The sequence below is a fragment of the Salirhabdus salicampi genome (assembly GCF_024259515.1).
GTDB classification, from domain to species: Bacteria; Bacillota; Bacilli; order Bacillales; family Alkalibacillaceae; genus Salirhabdus_A; species Salirhabdus_A salicampi.
Window position 1 is genome coordinate 188,673 of the sequence record NZ_JANBWE010000004.1, and the last position, 20,038, is coordinate 208,710.

General features: G+C 38.3%; 19 protein-coding genes and 2 riboswitches. All 19 genes read left to right on the forward strand.

Annotated features, from left to right (window positions below):
* The first annotated feature begins 5 nt into the window (after positions 1–5).
* The 19 genes from NLW78_RS12860 to yunB all read left to right on the forward strand — a co-directional run bounded on the left by NLW78_RS12860 (position 6) and on the right by yunB (position 19,782).
* Entirely contained in the window at positions 6–1,790 is a 1,785-nt protein-coding gene (locus NLW78_RS12860) for an acyl-CoA dehydrogenase FadE (RefSeq protein ID WP_254497550.1), read from the forward strand.
* 91 nt (positions 1,791–1,881) lie between these two features.
* Positions 1,882–2,238, forward strand: a complete 357-nt coding sequence (locus NLW78_RS12865; RefSeq protein ID WP_254497551.1) for an arsenate reductase family protein — start codon at positions 1,882–1,884, stop codon at positions 2,236–2,238.
* 78 nt (positions 2,239–2,316) lie between these two features.
* Positions 2,317–2,700 (forward strand): glycine cleavage system protein GcvH, encoded by a 384-nt coding sequence (gene gcvH / locus NLW78_RS12870; protein WP_254497552.1) that lies wholly within the window; start codon positions 2,317–2,319, stop codon positions 2,698–2,700.
* A 99-nt stretch (positions 2,701–2,799) separates the two neighbouring features.
* Positions 2,800–3,153 carry a toprim domain-containing protein gene (locus tag NLW78_RS12875; RefSeq protein WP_254497553.1) on the forward strand — a complete coding sequence of 118 codons (354 nt, stop codon included), beginning with the start codon at positions 2,800–2,802 and terminating at the stop codon, positions 3,151–3,153.
* 8 nt (positions 3,154–3,161) lie between these two features.
* A complete protein-coding gene (locus tag NLW78_RS12880) occupies positions 3,162–3,476 on the forward strand; it encodes a thioredoxin family protein (protein ID WP_254497554.1) in 315 nt (104 codons plus the stop codon).
* 310 nt (positions 3,477–3,786) lie between these two features.
* Entirely contained in the window at positions 3,787–7,032 is a 3,246-nt protein-coding gene (locus NLW78_RS12885; protein ID WP_254497555.1) for a M36 family metallopeptidase, read from the forward strand.
* Positions 7,033–7,595: 563 nt separating this feature from the next.
* Positions 7,596–7,709: riboswitch (SAM riboswitch) on the forward strand.
* Positions 7,710–7,783: 74 nt separating this feature from the next.
* Positions 7,784–8,806: a methionine ABC transporter ATP-binding protein gene (locus NLW78_RS12890; RefSeq protein WP_254497556.1), complete on the forward strand. Its 1,023-nt coding sequence runs from the start codon at positions 7,784–7,786 to the stop codon at positions 8,804–8,806.
* Positions 8,796–9,464 carry a methionine ABC transporter permease gene (locus tag NLW78_RS12895; RefSeq protein WP_254497557.1) on the forward strand — a complete coding sequence of 223 codons (669 nt, stop codon included), beginning with the start codon at positions 8,796–8,798 and terminating at the stop codon, positions 9,462–9,464. Before NLW78_RS12890 ends, NLW78_RS12895 begins: the two co-directional genes overlap by 11 nt.
* A gap of 14 nt (positions 9,465–9,478) precedes the next feature.
* Positions 9,479–10,336 (forward strand): MetQ/NlpA family ABC transporter substrate-binding protein, encoded by an 858-nt coding sequence (locus NLW78_RS12900; RefSeq protein WP_254497558.1) that lies wholly within the window; start codon positions 9,479–9,481, stop codon positions 10,334–10,336.
* Positions 10,337–10,564: 228 nt separating this feature from the next.
* A complete protein-coding gene (locus NLW78_RS12905; RefSeq protein WP_254497559.1) occupies positions 10,565–10,705 on the forward strand; it encodes a YuzK family famiily protein in 141 nt (46 codons plus the stop codon).
* Between the two features lie 323 nt (positions 10,706–11,028).
* A complete protein-coding gene (sufC, locus tag NLW78_RS12910) occupies positions 11,029–11,814 on the forward strand; it encodes a Fe-S cluster assembly ATPase SufC (protein ID WP_254497560.1) in 786 nt (261 codons plus the stop codon).
* A 16-nt stretch (positions 11,815–11,830) separates the two neighbouring features.
* Complete coding sequence (gene sufD, locus NLW78_RS12915; protein WP_254497561.1) at positions 11,831–13,135, forward strand: Fe-S cluster assembly protein SufD; 1,305 nt, start codon at positions 11,831–11,833, stop codon at positions 13,133–13,135.
* A complete protein-coding gene (locus NLW78_RS12920; RefSeq protein ID WP_254497562.1) occupies positions 13,135–14,355 on the forward strand; it encodes a cysteine desulfurase in 1,221 nt (406 codons plus the stop codon). Before sufD ends, NLW78_RS12920 begins: the two co-directional genes overlap by 1 nt.
* Positions 14,345–14,785 carry a Fe-S cluster assembly sulfur transfer protein SufU gene (gene sufU, locus NLW78_RS12925; protein ID WP_254497563.1) on the forward strand — a complete coding sequence of 147 codons (441 nt, stop codon included), beginning with the start codon at positions 14,345–14,347 and terminating at the stop codon, positions 14,783–14,785. The genes NLW78_RS12920 and sufU overlap by 11 nt, the downstream gene beginning before the upstream one ends.
* 23 nt (positions 14,786–14,808) lie before the next feature.
* A complete protein-coding gene (sufB, locus tag NLW78_RS12930; RefSeq protein ID WP_254497564.1) occupies positions 14,809–16,206 on the forward strand; it encodes a Fe-S cluster assembly protein SufB in 1,398 nt (465 codons plus the stop codon).
* 100 nt (positions 16,207–16,306) lie between these two features.
* The gene (locus NLW78_RS12935; RefSeq protein WP_254497565.1) at positions 16,307–17,125 is read left to right on the forward strand and encodes a sulfite exporter TauE/SafE family protein; all 819 of its coding nucleotides are present in this window, start codon (positions 16,307–16,309) and stop codon (positions 17,123–17,125) included.
* Between the two features lie 11 nt (positions 17,126–17,136).
* Positions 17,137–18,531 carry a bifunctional metallophosphatase/5'-nucleotidase gene (locus NLW78_RS12940; RefSeq protein ID WP_254497566.1) on the forward strand — a complete coding sequence of 465 codons (1,395 nt, stop codon included), beginning with the start codon at positions 17,137–17,139 and terminating at the stop codon, positions 18,529–18,531.
* A 52-nt stretch (positions 18,532–18,583) separates the two neighbouring features.
* Entirely contained in the window at positions 18,584–18,886 is a 303-nt protein-coding gene (locus NLW78_RS12945) for a YunC family protein (RefSeq protein WP_254497567.1), read from the forward strand.
* 119 nt (positions 18,887–19,005) lie between these two features.
* A complete protein-coding gene (gene yunB / locus NLW78_RS12950) occupies positions 19,006–19,782 on the forward strand; it encodes a sporulation protein YunB (RefSeq protein WP_254497568.1) in 777 nt (258 codons plus the stop codon).
* Positions 19,783–19,843: 61 nt separating this feature from the next.
* Positions 19,844–20,023: riboswitch (Lysine riboswitch) on the forward strand.
* Positions 20,024–20,038 lie beyond the last annotated feature (15 nt).

Genomic DNA, 20,038 nt, shown 5'->3' on the forward strand with positions numbered 1-20,038 from the left:
TGAAAATGGGAGAAACGAAGGCGAAGCAATTTAAGGGCGGAGGTTTCTTTATTGAAGATATTGAAGCGGAAGATATATTAACTCCAGAAGATTTTACAGATGAGCATGTGATGATCGGAAAAACGACAGAAGAGTTTGTTGCTAAAGAAGTATTACCTTACTTAGACCGAATTGAAAACCATGAGTTTGAGTTATCTGTGAATTTATTAAAGAAAGCGGGTGAATTAGGGTTATTAGGTGCAGATGTGCCAGAAGAATATGGTGGGCTTGAATTAGATAAGGTTAGCTCATCATTAATAACAGAGAAAATATCACTAGCTGGTGGTTTTTCGATAACGCACGGTGCCCATGTTGGAATTGGATCATTACCAATTGTGTTTTTCGGAAATAAAGTGCAAAAAGAAAAGTATTTACCGGCACTTGCAACTGGAGAAAAAATAGCAGCATATGCCTTAACAGAACCCGGTTCAGGCTCTGATGCTTTAGGTGCGAAAACAACAGCAAAATTAAATAAAGATGGTACACATTATATTTTAAATGGAGAAAAACAGTGGATTACGAACTCTGCTTTTGCTGATTTGTTTATCGTATATGCAAAGGTTGATGGTGATAAATTTACCACCTTTATTGTGGAACGGGGCTATCCAGGGGTATCGACTGGACCTGAGGAAAAGAAAATGGGGATTAAATCTTCATCCACGAGAACATTAATTTTAGAAGATGCTGAAGTACCTGCACAGAATGTCCTTGGGGAGATAGGGAGAGGTCATATTATTGCGTTTAACATTTTAAACGTTGGACGATATAAATTGGCTATTGGTGCCGTTGGTGGCTCAAAGCGTGCATTAGAAGTAGCTGCAAAATATGCGAATGAACGGAAGCAGTTCCAAACACCAATATCACAGTTCCGTTTAACACAAGAAAAATTCGGTACAATGGCTTCCCGAATATATGCGAATGAAAGTGCAGTTTATCGTACTGTAGGATTGTTTGAGCAAAAACTCGGAGGATTGTCACAGGAAGAATTAAATGATGGTGCTGCAGTGGCAAAAGGAATAGCCGAATATGCGATAGAATGTTCAATTACAAAGTATTTAGGGACAGAACTGCTTGATTACTGTGTTGATGAGGCTGTCCAAATCCACGGTGGATATGGATTTATGCAAGAATATGAAGTGGAACGGATGTACCGAGATTCTCGGATCAATCGTATATTTGAAGGAACGAACGAAATTAATCGCTTACTTGTACCGGGAACATTTTTAAAAAAGGCTATGAAGGGTGAATTACCATTACTGCAAAAAGGTGAAGCACTACAAGAGGAAATTATGATGATGATGCCGGAGCGAGTAGAAGAAGGTGTACTTAATCAAGAAAAATATGTATTGTCGAATGCGAAAAAGATTGGCTTGTTAGTCGCTGGATTAGCTGTGCAAACCTACGGAAAAAAATTAGAACAGGAGCAGGAAATACTCGTTAATATCGCTGATATTGCTGGTGAGATTTACAATATGGAATCAGCTATCCTCAGAACGGAAAAAGCCATTAAAACGAACGGTGAAGAACAAAATCAACAGAAGGTACTGTGTACGGAGGTTTATTGTGAGGAGGCCTTCAATCGTATTGAGGCCCATGCGAAAGAAACATTAATGGCGGTTGAATCAGGGGACAATTTGCGAATGATGTTAGGTGCACTACGAAAGCTAACTAGACGAGATCCTGTAAACGTTATACTAAAGAAAAGGGAAATAGCTGCAAAAGTTATCTCGGAAGAAAAGTATTTCGTGTAGGTCTGCATTGGCAGGCCTTTTTTTATAGGGCTTATGGTCCTTATTGTTTTGTGATAAACTAATGATGAAATGGGAAAAAGGGGGGCAGATAATGGGGGTATTCGTATATTTTTATCCAAATTGCGGAACATGTAAAAAAGCTCTTAAGTGGCTTGATAATCATGGTGTTACATATGATTCAATACATATAGTGGAACAGACACCATCAGAGGACACCTTAAAGAACTTAATAGAAAAAAGTGGGTTGCCACCGAAAAAGTTCTTTAATACGAGTGGGAAAAAATATCGTGAACTTGGCTTAAAGAATAAGCTGAAAGATGCAACTGAAGATGAGATGATAGACTATCTTGCTTCCGACGGAATGTTAATTAAACGACCGATAGTAACCAACGGTGATAAGGTAACCGTTGGGTTTAAAGAAGAAACTTTTGAGGAAACATGGAAATAATGAGCAATACGTTTGAGGTTTAGTAGGAAAACAATTTATGATTTGAATTGTGAAATGATACATAGGAGGTAATGAATAATGAGTTTACCAAAAGATTTACGTTATTCAGAAGAACACGAATGGGTGAAAGTAGAAGGGGATAAAGTACGAATCGGAATTACGGACTTTGCTCAATCGGAACTTGGGGATATTGTTTTTGTTGAATTACCTGAGGTTGGAGATGAGTTGGAAGTCGACGAGCCATTCGGAAGTGTAGAGTCTGTAAAAACGGTATCTGAGCTTTATGCTCCTGTAAGTGGTAAAGTAGTTGAAGTCAATGAAGAGTTAGATGATAGTCCCGAATTCGTTAATGAATCTCCATATGAAAAAGCTTGGATGATTGTTGTCGAACCTGCTAATAAATCCCAAATCGATGATTTAATGACTGCAGAACAGTACGAAGAGATGACAAAAGACGAGTAAGTTAGAAATGCTAGTGGTAAAAGGCAGTGGTCACCACTGCCTTTTTCATATTTTTCTTTGTCGTAACTGATTCGGATAAAACTTGAGATAGGTGATCTTATGAACGAGGCTGAAAAGGTAATAATTGTTGAGGGGAATTCCGATAAAAAAAAAATCAAAAAAATTATTACAGAACAAGTTGAAATCATCTGTACAAATGGAACAATCGGAGTTGAGCAATTAGAGAATATTATTGAAGACCATCAATTAGATTACCGAGATGTCTATTTATTACTTGATGAAGACGATTCTGGACATAAATTGCGTAAGCAGTTAACACGGGAGCTTCCGCATGCCCAACAATTATATGTTGATCGGTCATTCCGGGAGGTAGAAACAACTCCTGATTATGAATTAGCCTCTATCCTCGTAAGAGCGGACATTGCGATTGATACGAACTATTTGAAGGGATAGGAAGAGAGATGAAGGAAATAACGAAAGATAATTTAGCCATATTTAACCAAGAAGTTGGTCTATCATTCATTTTTATTTATACACCATTTTGTGGAACTTGTAATGTGGCTCGTAAAATGTTGAATACTATTGAACAAATGAAAGGGAGTCTCCAGTTTCACGCCATGAATGCTTCGCTTTTTCCTCATGTGATGCAACAGTATAAAATCAAAAGTGTTCCTTGTTTAATCGTTTTTCGTAACGGGATAGCGGAAGAGAAGATTTATGCCTTTCATTCGGTCCCGTATATGTATGAAAAGCTGCAAATGTACTTACCTTCATAATGAATTGTCCTTTACACCTTCTATGCGCATTTTTTACCTGGTTGTAAAGGGCTTTTTTTATAGCCGTTCATTTTAAGCCTCAGAAGTATCTCCCTCACTTTTTTGCATCTTTTTGTGATCAGCTCATTCCATTGTTACATTACCCAGTCTTTGTGAAAGTCTCAACTGACATATTACTACTTCCGTATTATATGTCATAAGACAATTGGCTAAATTTCATAGAATATAGTTCCTATATTGATGATGAATGGAAGGGGTTGTAAATACATTATAGAACGAATAGATAAATCGAATAAAAAGGAGGAAGAAAATGAAAAGGAAGAAAAAGACCTTATCTGTATTAAGTTCAGCTTTAATCGTTGGACAGCTCTTAACGATTAGTTCTTCAGGGGCTATAACACTTTCTGGATCTGTCTCTAATTCAAGTGTAGAAGAAGAGCATACCCACTTAAACTCATTTGACATTAGAGACTCGTTACAGCAAATATTGCCTACGGATGTACAGTTAGATGCAGCAAACCAATTAGTAAATTCAGCAGGGGAAAGAACAAAAATTACTTGGAACGATAGGTTTGGTACGCCAGCTACGATTGTGAAAAAGGATGGGTACTTAACCGAAGCTACAGATGGCAGTGCTGAAGAGATTGCGAGAGAATGGTTAGAGGATCATGCTGCTGTGTTTGGCCTATCTTCTGATAATATGAAAACGTTAAAAATGATTCGTGCATCAAAGAGCGAAGAAACAGGTTTAACACCCGTAACATTTCAGCAGTCATTTAATGGATTGGAGTCAGTTTTTGGTGGGCGGATTATTGTTTCTGTGAACAAAGACGGTAAAATCTTAATGGTTACCTCTAATGTAACAAGAGAAACTACTTTATCTGCTTCTTTTGAACTTACCCCGGATGATGCACTTCAAGAAGTATTAAATCTACATGCCCCAGAGTTAGACTATACGCCTTCTATAAGCGGTGAAAAAAATGGCTGGACAGTATTCGATGGTTCTGATGTTCTTCCAACTGATCAATATGTGAAAAAGGCTTCGTTTATTATGAAGGATAGTGTACGTCCTGCTTATCGTGTCCTTTTTATTGAAGAACTGAACGAAGGTTATGAAGTAGTGATTGATGGAACGACAGGCGAAAAGCTATTTGAACGAGCATTAGTCGATTTTTCCCATAGTGAGTCAAGCTTACTAGAGTCAGAAGGGTTAATATTTGAAAATTACCCATCGGTCCCATATGCACCGGATGGTGGAGAGCAAGTATCAAAATCCTTTGCAGGAGATGAACATGCATCACCACACGGTTGGTTGATACCGGGTACTGAACTAGGATTCACCACATTTGGAAACAATGCTAATTCGTTTGCTAACTGGAGTAACTTTCTTGTCCCTGCAGACGAAGCAGTACGACCAGTAACGGCTACAGGTGATTTCGACTATCTTTTCACAAATGCATGGATGAAAAAGGAGGGAGAAACGTTACCTCCTTCTTATGCAGAGGATGTAAACAGTGCTGCAACGAATTTGTTTTATCACCATAATCTTTTCCATGATTATCTTTACAATCTTGGATGGACTGAGGAAGCAGGGAATATGCAACTCTCTAATTACGGTAATGGTGGATTAGAAGGTGACCCAATATTAGGTCTTGTACAGGCAGGTGCGACTACAGGTGGGGCACCGACCTATACAGGGCGAGATAATGCTTATATGTTAACATTGCCGGATGGTCTTACTTCATGGAGTGGCATGTTTTTATGGGAGCCGATTCCAGGCGTATTTGAAGGGAAATACGCAGACGGTGATTATGATGCCGGGGTTATATATCATGAATATTCGCACGCACTTACAAACCGTTACGTTGCAGGTGGAGAAGCTTTAAATAGTTTCCAATCTGGAGCTATGGGAGAAGGGTGGGGTGATTTCCTAGGCATGCACTACCTTGTGAAAGAGGGTCTTCAAACTGATCCAGTAGTAGGTGCATATGTAACAGGTAATGCTGAACGTGGAATCCGAAACCACGCTCTTGATAAAGCTCCATATAATTACGGAGATATTGGTTATGATATCACTGGACCTCAAGTACATGCTGATGGAGGTATATGGTCAGCCATATTGTGGCATGTCCGTGAAAGTTTAATTGAGGCATACGGAAAGTCAGAAGGAGAAGAAGTAATTGAGCATATTGTTTTAGATGCGATGCCTATTTCGGTACCTGATCCTTCTATGGTTGATATGAGAACGGCAATCGTGACAGCGGCGTTTGAACGATACGACGGAAAATACAATGATGTAATTTGGAAAGCATTTGCACAACGTGGTTTAGGTGATGGTGCATACTCTAATACAGGAGACGACACAGACCCAGTTCCATCCTTTGCATATGAGGGTGATTATAATGGCTTCCTTCGTGGAGAAATTGTGAATGCCACGACAGGAGAGCCAGTAGATAATGCAAGGGTAATTATTGGCCAATATGAGGCAAGAACTTCTGCTGCGGCAGTTACAAGTGAAACAGGTGGATTTGCACTTCCAATGGTCGAAGGGGAGTACGACGTAACAATACAGGCGAAAGGCTATGGTTCTACTACTCTTACTGAAAAGGTTAAGATTAAAGCTGGTAAAGCAAACTCTCTTAAAATCTCATTAGCACCAAACGTCGCTTCTTCTTTTAATGGAGCAACCATTCTACAGGCAGATGACCCATCCGATAGCAACCCTGCCAAACTGGCAATTGATGATACTGAAGCGAGCGTTTATGCAACAGAAGAAAAAGAAAATGGCTTCAATCGTACAACGTTTAGTGTCGACTTGGCTGGGGATGAGGCAGTCAAAGTTTCTCGTGTTCAAGTAAGTGCCTTTAAGGATGTAGCGAACTCACGCTTTGCTACTTTGAAAGATTTCAAAATACAAATATCGGAAGATGGATCGAATTGGACAACGGTCGTTGAAGACCGCTTTACGTATCAAAAGCCACGTCCAGCTGCACCTGACTTACACTATAAAACGTTTGATCTTAAAAAACCAACAAAGGCGAAGTTTATAAGGTTAGTAGCTAACAGTACGCAAGACAATAGTAAAGGTTTTGTACAAGTGGCAGAATTACAAGCCTTTACGAAAAATGGAGCAGCAGTCGAACCTATTGATATTCCACCATCTGAGCCATTTACTGCGAACGGAACAGTTGAGATTGGAAATCCAGGAACAGGAATTGGGTCATTAGGGGGCGTTCCTGCTACGTTAGCTGTTACAGAGAATGAATTTGTTACAACACAGAATCCTAATCCAGCTTCACAAGGTGCAGATGGGTATGTAGTAACCCTTCCGCAACAATACGGTGATGGGTTGCATAACTTTACGTTAAAAGCAAATGATAGTTCCAATGATTTTGATGTATTCTTTTACAATAAAGATTTCGAAGTTATCGGTGGCGTAGCAACTGCATCCGGAAATGAGTCAGGAGTTGTACCGGGAGGAACAAAATACATTTATGTCGGTTTATGGTCTGGTGCGAATGGGGCGTTTGATTTAACGGTTACTAGATCCTATTAGCATCAAAATCTATGACCTTTAGCTAAAATAAAATAGATATTCATTAGGATAGTTAGCCCAAAATAATGGCTAACTATCCTTTTTTGCACAATTAAGTGAAATATTTTAAATGCTTAGTTAATAAAGTAATAAGATTGATTTCACTTTTCCGCTTAATACCATAATATCAGTATGTCCACTTTGTTTGAGCCCGTGCGCAAATCGCGAACCAGTTCTACGGGAGGACTCCCTTTTTTCTGCGTAATTTTGAATTATTTCCCCGGAAATCGAGGGAACTCCCTATTTTTCGTCACATAATTGTTGTTGACATCGGTTGTATTTGAGATATAGTATACTGATAATCTCATATTTATCTCATCATGAGAGGTGAAGAGACTAACCTTGAGAAATAAGGAAAAGTGGTACGACAACCCCACTTAATTTCACAATGTTGGCGGAGATTAAATAAATTACAAAGTTCTTTCTTGTGGTAAAGAGATGTTATTTTTGTTGACAACTACTAACAAAGGGTGCTAAAATCTCTTTTGTGAATCAAATAGAATCATATAAATTTCATATATATTCTCTTATCAAGAGAGGTGGAGGGACTGGCCCTGTGAAGCCCGGCAACCATCAAACAAACGTTTTGTTTGAAAGGTGCCAATTCCTGCAAAGTCATTGACTTTGGCAGATGAGAGAACAGCGAGCGTATACATACGCCTTTCTGTTCTCCTGCGAACAGAAAGGTGTTTTTTTATGAGGAGGTACCAAAATGATTTCTATAAAAAATGTTTCAAAAACATATCAAAGTAATGAATCTGAAGTTTTAGCTGTTGATAATATCAACTTAAATATTAATAAAGGTGAAATTTTTGGTGTAATTGGATTTAGTGGTGCTGGAAAAAGTACGTTTGTCCGGTTACTCAATAGACTAGAAGAGCCGACAAGTGGCGAAATTATCGTTGATAATCAAAGCATAACCACTTTGAGCCCACGAAAATTACGGAAAGAACGCCAAAAAATCGGCATGATTTTCCAACACTTTAATCTCCTTTGGTCTAGAAACGTTTTAGAGAACATTATGTTACCACTTGAGATAGCAGGTACACCAAATCGAGAAGAAAAGGCTCGGGAGTTAATTCAACTGGTTGGACTTTCAGGAAAAGAAAAGTCGTATCCTTCTCAACTAAGTGGTGGGCAAAAACAGCGTGTCGGAATTGCGCGTGCACTGGCGAATGATCCAAAAGTGTTGTTGTGTGATGAGGCTACGTCCGCATTAGATCCACAAACAACAGATGACATACTAGATTTACTCGTTGATATTAATAAAAAATTAGGGTTGACGATTATTTTAATTACCCACGAGATGCATGTCATCCAAAAAATCTGTCATCGTGTAGCTGTTATGGAAAATGGTCAAGTTATCGAACAAGGTAAAGTTTTAGATGTGTTTATGCATCCAAAAGAGAATACTACGAAACGGTTTGTACAACAAGTTATGACACAAGAGCCGAACGACGACACACTAGACACAATTATTAAAGGTTATACATCAGGGAAAGTCTTGAAGTTGCATTTTATCGGCGAAGATACCAATCGTTCCCTCATTAGCCAATTAGCTAAACAATTTGAGGTCGATATTAATATTTTGCAAGGCAACATTAGTCAGACACAAGAAGGGGTTTACGGGTCATTGGTTATTCATATAGACGGACATGAAAAGGATATCGAAGCAGCCTTGGATACGATCACAAGTACATCAGTAGAAATTGAGGTGATATCCGATGTTGAATGATTTATTTCCTAATGTAAATATGGACGATTTATGGACAGCTACTTATGAAACACTATATATGACCGTTTTATCTGTCATTGGAACATTAATTTTAGGTGTTTTACTAGGATTATTATTGTTTTTGACGGCGCGTGGAGGGATTTGGGAAAACCAAATTATCAATTTTATTACTGCAACATTAGTTAATGTTTTTCGCGCGATACCGTTCATTATATTAATACTGCTTCTTTTCCCATTTACAGATTTCTTAATGGGAACGATAAGAGGACCTAAGGCTGCTTTGCCAGCTTTAATCATCGGGGCATCCCCCTTTTATGCCCGCATGGTAGAAATAGCATTAAAGGAGGTGGACAAAGGGGTTATTGAAGCGGCAAAGGCGATGGGAGCAAAATACCGCACGATTATTTTTAAGGTATTGTTACCTGAATCGATGCCAGCCTTAATTTCTGGTCTTACGGTAACAGCGATAGCTTTGATTAGTTACACAGCTATGGCTGGTGTAATAGGAGCTGGTGGTCTAGGAGACTTAGCATACCGTAAAGGCTTCCAAAGATGGGATTTTGATGTTGTATTTGTTTGTACTGTCTTTATTGTTGTTATCGTATTTATCTTCCAATTTATTGGGGATATTACGTCAAGAAAAATAGATAAACGCTAAAGGAGAGAAAATCAATGAAAAAACTATTAACAGTATTATTAACAGCACTATTTGTACTTGCTTTAACTGCTTGTGGGTCATCAGAAGATAATGCAGGGAATGGCAACGAAGGAAACGGTAATGGAAACGAAGAAGAAACAACAACTATCACAGTAGGTGCGACAGCTGTTCCCCATGCTGAAGTATTAGAGGAAGTAAAGCCTCTTTTAGCTGAACAAGGTATTGAATTAAAGATTGAAACGTATCAGGACTATGTTTTACCTAACCAAGACCTAGATAACGGAACGTTGGATGCGAACTACTTCCAGCATATTCCTTACCTTGAGCAACAAAAATCAGATTTCGGTTATGATTTCGTAAATCTTGGCGGTATTCATATTGAGCCGATCGGTATTTACTCTGTAAACCACACTAGTGTTGACGCGATTCCTGATGGAACTGCTGTATTGATGAGTAATTCTGTAGCAGATCATGGTCGTATCTTATCTCTTCTGGAAGTGGCTGGTTTGATTAAACTTAAAGATGGTATCGATAAAGTAAATGCTACTGAGGAAGATATTGTTGAAAATCCTAAAAATCTTGACTTTGATGCAAGTTATGACGCTGGTTTCTTACCTCAATATTATGAGCGTGAAGAAGATACATTAGTAGCAATTAACACAAACTATGCAATCGAAGCAGACTTAATCCCGGCAGAAGATGCACTTATTTTAGAAGGATCTGAATCTCCATATGTTAACGTAATTGCTGCTCGCAGTGAAGATGAAAATAACGAAGCATTGAAGGCACTCGTTGAAGCATTACGTTCTGAAGATATCCAAAACTTCATCAATGAAAAATATGAAGGTGCGGTTGTACCAGTAAACGAGTAATGAGAAAATTATAGCTATTAGAAGGATATAACTTCAATTATAAAGGAAGGGGATGTAACTATGACATATAGAGTTACATCCCCTTTCACGTATATATAAGGGATATATTGCGCTTTGTATTTCGGATTTTGGGTATGCTAAAATTTAAGACGTAAATTATAAGAAAGGAATGATTTTGTTATTTCTGACCATCTTGATTTAAATTACACGTCTGAAATGGAAAAGGCTATGCAACAATCACACGGAATGGGATATGAGGAGTATAGCCGAAAGCTGACAAAGCGGATTGAAGTTGAGAAGAAGAGACAGAAGGAACATCGGGAGATGCAACAAATGATAGCGAAAGTTGACCAGCAACTACATCGATAATATAAATAAATAATTTGGGGAGACACTTGTATAGAAGTAGGCAAGTGTCTCCCTTTTTTCATACTAAAAGAAATGTTAAGCTGGCTGTATCTTTATAAGGAAATTTTCTTTATAATGAGTATAAATTACATCTTAAAAATGTATGTAAATAAATAATACATATAATTGTAGAAACTAGTCTCTACATGATTACGGTGACGTATATTTATCTGTGGTCTATAAGTTGAATCTAGATTCTATATGTTATAAGATTGTAATGAGAATAGAGTGAGAATATAGGTTCACTTACATTTAAGTAATTTTATAATATTGGAGGTATCTTTATGGCAGGATCAACAGTAGAAATTAAAGATCTTCACGTTGAAATTGAAGGTAAAGAAATATTGAAAGGTGTCAATTTAACAGTTACTGGTGGAGAATTCCATGCGGTTATGGGGCCAAACGGTACAGGTAAATCAACGTTGGCTTCCGCAATTATGGGGCATCCGAAGTACGAGATTACACAAGGTTCGGTAACAATTGATGGAAAAGACGTGCTGGAAATGGAAGTGGACGAAAGAGCTCAAGCAGGTCTGTTTTTAGCAATGCAATACCCAAGTGAAATCCCGGGAATCACAAACTCAGATTTCCTACGTTCCTCTATTAATGCACTACGTGGTGAAGGTAACGAAATTCCTTTAATGCAATTCATTAAAGAAATGGATAGTGCAATGGATTATTTGGAAATTGATAAAAACATGGCACAACGTTATTTAAATGAAGGGTTCTCTGGCGGTGAGAAAAAACGTAATGAAATTCTTCAGTTGATGTTGCTTAAGCCGGCAATTGCTATTTTGGATGAGATTGACTCAGGTTTAGATATTGATGCGTTAAAAGTGGTATCTAAAGGAATTAACAAATTACGTAGCGAGGACTTCGGCTGTTTAATGATTACACACTACCAGCGTTTGCTTGATTATATTACTCCAGATAAAGTACACGTTATGATGCAAGGTCGTATCGTAAAATCCGGTGGTCCTGAACTAGCTGAACGGTTAGAAGCAGAAGGTTATGACTGGATTAAACAAGAACTAGGAATCGAAGACGAAACAGTAGGGCAAGAAGCGTAATTATAGGAGGGGTAACATGACCGTAGAAACGAAATTACCGTTTGATAAACAATATGTCAATCAATTTTCCGAAGGTCGTGGTGAACCGGAATGGATGAAGGAATTTCGTCTTCAGGCATTGGAACTGGCAGATCAACTTCCTATGCCGAAACCGGAAAAGACACGAATTGACAATTGGAATTTCACACGGTTTAATCATGATGTTCAAGGTGATGTCATTCAAAACCTTGATGAATTACCTAGCGAAGTACGGGTGTTTGTTGATAAAGAGAATGCGAGTAACATCATAATTCAACGTAACAATTCTGTAGCCTATGCATCACTTTCACAATCATTGAAAGAGAAAGGCGTTATTTTTACAGATATACGTACAGCGTTAAACGAGCATAGTGACTTAGTTCATAACTATTTTATGCGTGATGCAGTGAAATTTGACGAAAATCGTTTAACAGCACTTCATGCAGCATTGTTAAATGGTGGAGTATTCTTATATGTACCGAAAAATGTCGTAATTGAAGAGCCTATTCAAGTTGTTTTCTGGCAAGAAGATGATGAAATAGGTCTATTCAACCATGTGCTGCTTGTTGCTGATGAAGGTAGTGAAGTTACGTATGTTGAAAATTATATTTCAACAAACACAGAAAAAGAAGCAGTGGCAAACATCGTAAGTGAAGTGATTGTGAATGACCAAGCAAAAGTATCATACGGTTCAGTAGATAACTTTGCAAAGGGAACAACAACATATGTCAACCGTCGTGGTGTTGCATACCGTGACGCACAAATTGAATGGGCATTAGGTCAAATGAACGACGGGAATACCCTTTCAGAAAATGTGACAAACTTAATGGGAGAAAACTCCGTTGCAAATGCGAAGTCCGTTTCTGTGGGTCGCGGTGATCAGAAGCAAGACTTCATGACGAATATTACTCATTACGGAAAAGGGTCAGATGCACACATATTACAACATGGTGTTATGAAGGACAGCGCCAGCTCCATTTATAACGGTGTAGGAAAAATTGAACACGGTGCATCGAAATCGAATGCAGAACAGGAATCGAGAGTTCTTATGTTAAGTAGTAAGGCCCGTGGTGATGCAAACCCAATCCTGTTAATTGATGAAGATGATGTAACGGCAGGTCACGCTGCATCAGTAGGAAGAGTGGACCCAATTCAGTTATTTTATCTAATGAGCCGTGGTATTTCTCAAAAAGAAGCAGAACGTCTTATTATTCATGGTTTCTTAGCGCCTGTGGTAAATGAGCTTCCAATTGAGTCAGTCAAAAAGCAATTAACTGAAGTGATTGAAAGGAAAGTATATTAATGAACGTTAACGAAATTCGTGAACAGTTTCCTATATTGAACCAAGAAGTAAATGGTCATCCATTAGTATACCTAGATAGTGCAGCTACCTCACAAAAGCCAATTCAAGTGATCGAAAAGGTGAATGAGTACTATCGACTGCACAATTCTAACGTACACCGAGGGGTTCATACATTGGGAACAAGAGCTACTGAAGGATACGAAGGTGCACGGGAAAAGGTAAAAAACTTTATTAATGCGAAAAGCACAAAAGAGGTTATTTTCACAAGAGGAACAACGACCGCTATAAATAAAGTTGCTCATAGTTATGGAAGAACAAATTTAAAAGAGGGGGATGAAATTGTCATAACCCCGATGGAGCATCATAGTAATATTATTCCATGGCAACAAGTTGCAAGGACTACTGGTGCAACGTTAAAATACATTCCCCTTCAGGAAGACGGTACGATTTCGATGGAGGATGTTAAGGCAACAATTACGGAAAACACAAAAATAGTAGCAATGGTTCATGTTTCAAATGTTCTTGGTACGATTAACCCAATTAAAGAAGTCATTGATGTTGCCCATAAACACGGAGCGATTGTTCTCGTAGATGGTGCCCAAAGTACACCACACATGAAAATTGATGTTCAAGAATTAAATTGTGACTTCTTTGCTTTTTCCGCTCATAAAATGTGTGGACCTAGTGGAGTTGGTGTTCTATACGGAAAACAAAAATTGTTGGAAAATATGGAACCGGTTGAATTTGGTGGAGAAATGATTGATTTTGTTGATCTTCATGAGTCGACATGGAAAGAACTTCCGTGGAAATTTGAAGGTGGAACACCGATTATTGCGGGAGCAATAGGACTTGGAGCAGCAATTGATTTTCTAGAAGAAATCGGGTTAGACAATATTGAAAAACATGAAAAAGAACTTGCTCACTATGCACTTCAAAAGCTGAATGATTTTAATGGAATGAAGATTTATGGTCCAAAAGAACGTGCGGGTCTTGTCACCTTTAATTTGGAAGACGTTCATCCCCATGATGTTGCAACGGCATTGGATTCACAGGGGATTGCAGTAAGAGCAGGTCACCATTGTGCTCAACCGTTAATGCGCTGGTTAGATGTAACCGCAACAGCAAGAGCTAGTTTTTACCTCTACAATACGAAGGAGGATATTGATAAACTAGTAGAAGGACTTGAAAAAACAAAGGAGTTTTTTGGTGATGTCTTTTAATAACTTAGAAACCTTATACAGACAGGTCATCATGGACCACTATAAAAACCCTCGTAATAAAGGTACAATTGACGGAGATGAGCATTTAACGGTTGAAATGAATAACCCAACATGTGGTGACCGAATCCATCTTCAACTAAAGGTTCGTGACGGCATCGTGGAAGATGCAAAGTTCACAGGTGAAGGTTGTTCCATTAGTATGTCTTCGGCTTCGATGATGACACAAGCAGTTAAAGGGAAAACCGTTGAAGAAGCATTAAAGTTATCTGATTACTTTTCAGATATGGTTCAAGGAAAAGATGTTGATCATGAGGACTTGGAATTAGGCGATATTCAAGCGCTTCAGGGCGTTTCCAAATTCCCTGCACGGGTAAAATGCGCAACTCTATCTTGGAAAGCAATGGAAAAAGGGATAGAGAACAACGAATAACATTACCTTAAGGAGGTATTGGAATGGCGAAAAAGGCACCGGAAATTGGTGATTATAAGTACGGGTTTCATGAACGTGATGTTTCTATTTTCCGTACAGAGCGTGGTTTAACAGAAAATATTGTTCGTGAGATCTCTAAGCAGAAGGAAGAACCGGAGTGGATGTTAGAATTCCGTCTGAAATCTCTTGAACAGTTCTACAAAATGCCTATGCCACAATGGGGTGGAGAATTAGGTGAACTGAATTTTGATGATATCACGTATTACGTAAAACCTTCTGAACAATCAGAGCGTTCTTGGGATGAGGTACCTGAAGAAATCAAAAGAACATTTGATAAGTTGGGTATTCCGGAAGCAGAACAAAAGTATTTAGCTGGTGTTTCTGCGCAATATGAATCGGAAGTTGTATACCACAACATGAAAGAAGAACTAGAAGAACAAGGAATTGTCTTTAAGGATACGGATACTGCATTGAAAGAAAACGAGGACTTGTTTAAAGAATATTTCGGTAAATTAATTCCACCTTCTGATAATAAATTCTCAGCATTAAACTCAGCTGTATGGTCTGGTGGTTCATTTATATATGTACCTAAAGGGGTAAAAACAGATACTCCTTTACAAGCATACTTCCGTATTAATTCAGAAAACATGGGTCAGTTTGAGCGTACGTTAATCATTGTTGATGAAGGCGCATCAGTTCACTATGTTGAAGGTTGTACGGCACCTGTTTATACAACAAATTCACTTCACAGTGCTGTTGTTGAAATCTTTGTTAAAAAGGATGCGTATTGCCGTTACACAACAGTTCAAAACTGGGCAAATAACGTATATAACCTTGTAACAAAGCGTGCAAGTGCTGATGCTAACGCTACGATGGAATGGATTGATGGAAACATCGGTTCTAAACTTACAATGAAATACCCTGCAGTATTATTAAAAGGTGAAGGAGCGCGTGGTTTGACACTTTCCATAGCGTTAGCAGGAAAAGGCCAACACCAAGATGCTGGTGCTAAAATGTTGCACCTGGCTCCGAACACGTCATCTACTATTGTTTCGAAGTCGATTTCGAAACAAGGTGGTAAAGTGACGTATCGTGGTATTGTTCACTTCGGAAGAAAAGCAGATGGTGCTCGTTCAAACATTGAGTGTGACACATTGATTTTAGATAATGAATCAACGTCCGATACAATTCCATATAATGAGATCCTTAACGACAATATTTCTCTGGAACATGAAGCGAAAGTATCAAAAGTTTCAGAAGAGCAGCTGTTCTATCTTATGAGTCGTGGTATCTCAGAGGAAGAAGCAACTGAAATGATCGTAATGGGCTTCATTGAGCCGTTTACGAAGGAGTTGCCAATGGAATATGCGGTAGAAATGAACCGTCTAATTAAATTCGAAATGGAAGGTTCTATCGGTTAATCTTTTCATAACATTACTCATAAGAACCCGTTTCTGTATATAATATAGGAAGCGGGTTCTTTCTTTTCATTGACAAGTACATATGAAGTAGGGATTCATTATGTTTATAATTATGATGATTTTGTTAGGTTTTCTTTCTGCCTTCCTTGGAAGTATAGCCGGGTTAGGGGGCGGTATTATTTTTGTCCCAAGTCTATTGTTGTTGCATCAATTTAGCCCATCCTTCAGTTGGGCAACTCCGCAAGCTGTTGTTGGTATGTCATTGCTTGTTATGATTTTCACAGGATTATCCTCAACACTTACATATGTGAAGCAAAAACGAGTTGATTTAAAAAGTGGTTTTATATTTTTAAGTGGCAGTGTACCAGGCGCACTTATTGGTGTTTGGCTAAACCAGCATATACATCCAGAACCCTTCCAAGTGACTTTTGGCATAATAATGTTAGCTGTTTCCTCTTTGTTCTTTTTAAGAACTAAGTTCACTTTACAAAATGCACCAAATCAATATGGAATAAGCCGTCCTTACAATTTGTCCGGTGAAACGTATTACTATTCTTATCGTGTTCCGGTCGCATGGCTTGTTTCTTTTGTCATAGGGAGCTTTTCGGGCCTGTTTGGAATTGGTGGGGGTTCGTTAATGGTTCCCGTAATGTTGCTTTTATTCCACTTTCCTTCATCTATTGCAGTCCCAACATCAATGTTTATGATTTTTATTTCCAGTATCGTTGGCACTATAGGACATATTTCGTTTGGGAACATACAGTGGGAATATACGTTATTATTTATTCCAGGCGCTTGGCTAGGTGGTGTGGCAGGTGCTAAAGTTAACCAAAGGATGAAAAGTAAAACTGTTGAATGGTTCCTGCGTATTTTATTAATCCTAATTGGAATCCGTATGATTTTGCAAGGTTTAACATAAGGGGTATGAAAATGAAAGAAAATATCTATCTTTATTTTACAAGTGACGTCCATAGCCACTTTGAACATTGGCCCAATATAATAGAGTTTTTTAATGAACAAATTTATCGACGAAAACAACGAGATGATACATATTTTTTATTGGATAATGGTGATCATATGGATCGATTCCATCCAATTACAGAGGCATTTTTAGGGGAGGCAAACGTATCACTCTTAAATGATGGTGGTTACGACTGTGTTACGGTCGGTAACAATGAAGGGATAACATTACCTGCAGAGAACTTTTTTCACTTATATGACAATGCTGATTTCAGTGTTGTTTGCGCCAATATTTATCCAAAAAATGAAAAAAAGCCATCATGGTTAAAACCATATACAATGTTACAGTCGAAAAAAGGTGTCAAAATTGCCGTGTTAGGTTTGACAGCACCCTTTCAACTTTTTTATGAGCAAATCGGCTGGCAAACAGAATCTCCATATGATGTGTTAGACCGCTATATAGCTGAGGTTAAAGCGCAGTCAGATGTCATCGTGTTATTATCACATTTAGGTATTCATGATGATGAATACATTGCCAATCATTATCCTGAGATAGATATCATTATCGGAGGACACACTCACCATTTATTTAAACATGGGGAAGTTGTTAACGATACTTTATTGGCAGCGGTTGGAAAACACGGGATGTATGCTGGTGAAATTATGTTTAGTTGGGATTTTGAATTAAATGAAATCGTTACAAAAGAAGCCTCGGCAATAGACATCAACCATTATGCCAAAGATCATCATACTGAAAGTTTGCTTCGTAATTTTGATGAAAGAGCAAACGAAATCTTGTCTAAATCCGTAGGCTTTCTAAAAGAGCATTATGAGGTAAACTGGTTTTCATCAACGGCGTTAATAGAACAGCTCGTTGAAACGATGAAGATATGGACAGAGGCGGACTGTGCCATGCTGAATGCAGGTATGTTACTCGGAGGCTTAGAGCGTGGGGTTATTACCTATGGCGATTTACATCGAATTTGCCCACACCCGGTGAATCCATGTAAAGTTAAAGTTTCTGGTGAAGAGCTCCTTGAAATCATAAGACTGGTGAAAACAAAACGATTTGAGCAATTTGAATTAAAGGGGTTTGGATTTAGGGGGAAAGTTATTGGAAAAATGATTTTTTCTAATATTACGACTGAAATGTTTACAGACCAACATGGGGATCAACACGTAAAAAAGGTTTATATTAATGGAGAACCTTTAAACAAAAACCGAAAATACCAGCTTGCAACGGCAGACACTTTTACATTTGGACAGCTAATCCCTGAAATAGCGAAATCGACGAATAAAGAATACTATATGCCTGAATTTTTACGGGATCTTTTAGGAGATACGATTAAAAAATTCACCTCATAATGAAACGTTCCCCTCTTCTCTTCATACATTGTAGAAGAAAGGGGTGGAATAAATGGTTTCGGTTAAACCATTATGGATTGAAGACAAACCATTTACAGCGGTACACGTACAACTACCAAAAACAAACTTACTTGTTATCTCAAATGATATAGGTTATGTCATGTGTGGTGCCCTTGATATTGATCTTTTGAATGAGAAATTAGCAGACCGTGGTATTGTAGCGGGAAGAGCAATTGGAGTCCGCACGATGGAAGATTTATTAGAAGCTTCCCTCGAAAAAGTGACCATTACAGCTAAGGAAAAGTATGGCTGGATAGAAGGCATGTCCTGTCGAGAGGCATTGCTAAAATTATAATCCCAATTGTTAAGCCTGTTTATGACCACTCATGAACAGGCTTATCTTATGAAAAAGATGTTTGTGTGGTCAACCCTCTGTATTTTTGTGCATACATTTTACAGAGGGGGGTTCGAACAATGTTAAGCAAACGAAAAAAAAAGGCACCGCCTCCATTAGCAAAAGTCTTCATGATTACAATTATATTTTTTATGGTTACAGTATCTGCCAGTCTATGGTTCATCAATGAAGGAATTGAGCCGACATTAATGGCTATCGCTGAAACGAAGACAAAGCAATTTGCTCGTGAAGCAATAAATGAGGCTGTTAGCAAACGGATTGCCGAAGACCTGGAATTTGAAGATCTAATCCAAGCGGAAACAGATGAGGATGGAGTCATAACATCAATGGGCTGGAATTCTGTTGTTTTAAATCGTGTATTACGAAATACGACCTTCCGTGTTCAAAATTATTTAAAGCGAATGGAACGAGGGGAGTTTTCCCCTGATGCTTCTCTAGATATCGAGGCAGATCCTAATGATCTCCAAGAAGAACAGGATGTTAACAACAATCCGGTAGTTGAAGAGATCCCAATAGGTGAGGCAACTAATATCGCTATTCTATCCAATCTTGGACCAAAAATTCCGATTCGGTTTAAAGTAATTGGAGATGTACAGTCTGATATGGAAGTAACGATTGAAGAGTATGGGATCAATAGTGCACTAGTTAAGCTCTTTATTAAAATTGAAGCCAATGTTTCTATTGTGATTCCGTTTTCTACAGAGACAACAAAGGTATCTGCGAATATACCTGTAGATGTACGTGTCATCCAAGGGCATGTACCAGAATTTTATAATCGTTCAGATAGTGGAAATTCAACACCTTCCATCACAGTTCCGTTTAACTCTTTACAATAAATCGATAGATATGATAATATTTTTATTTGGAAAATGGAATATGGTATAAACCTTATCTTATCGATGGGGTAGAGGTGCAGTTCGTATTAGTAACCACTTGGAGGATGAAAAACGATGAAGGGTGGTGAAAGGACGTATTGCCGAAGCATAAAGTAGGGTCACCTATTTTTGTTGGTATGTTCTTGAATAAGGAATATACTGTCATGCAAATCCATAACTTGCATGGGGTGCTACTGATCGATGGAGGATGACAGAT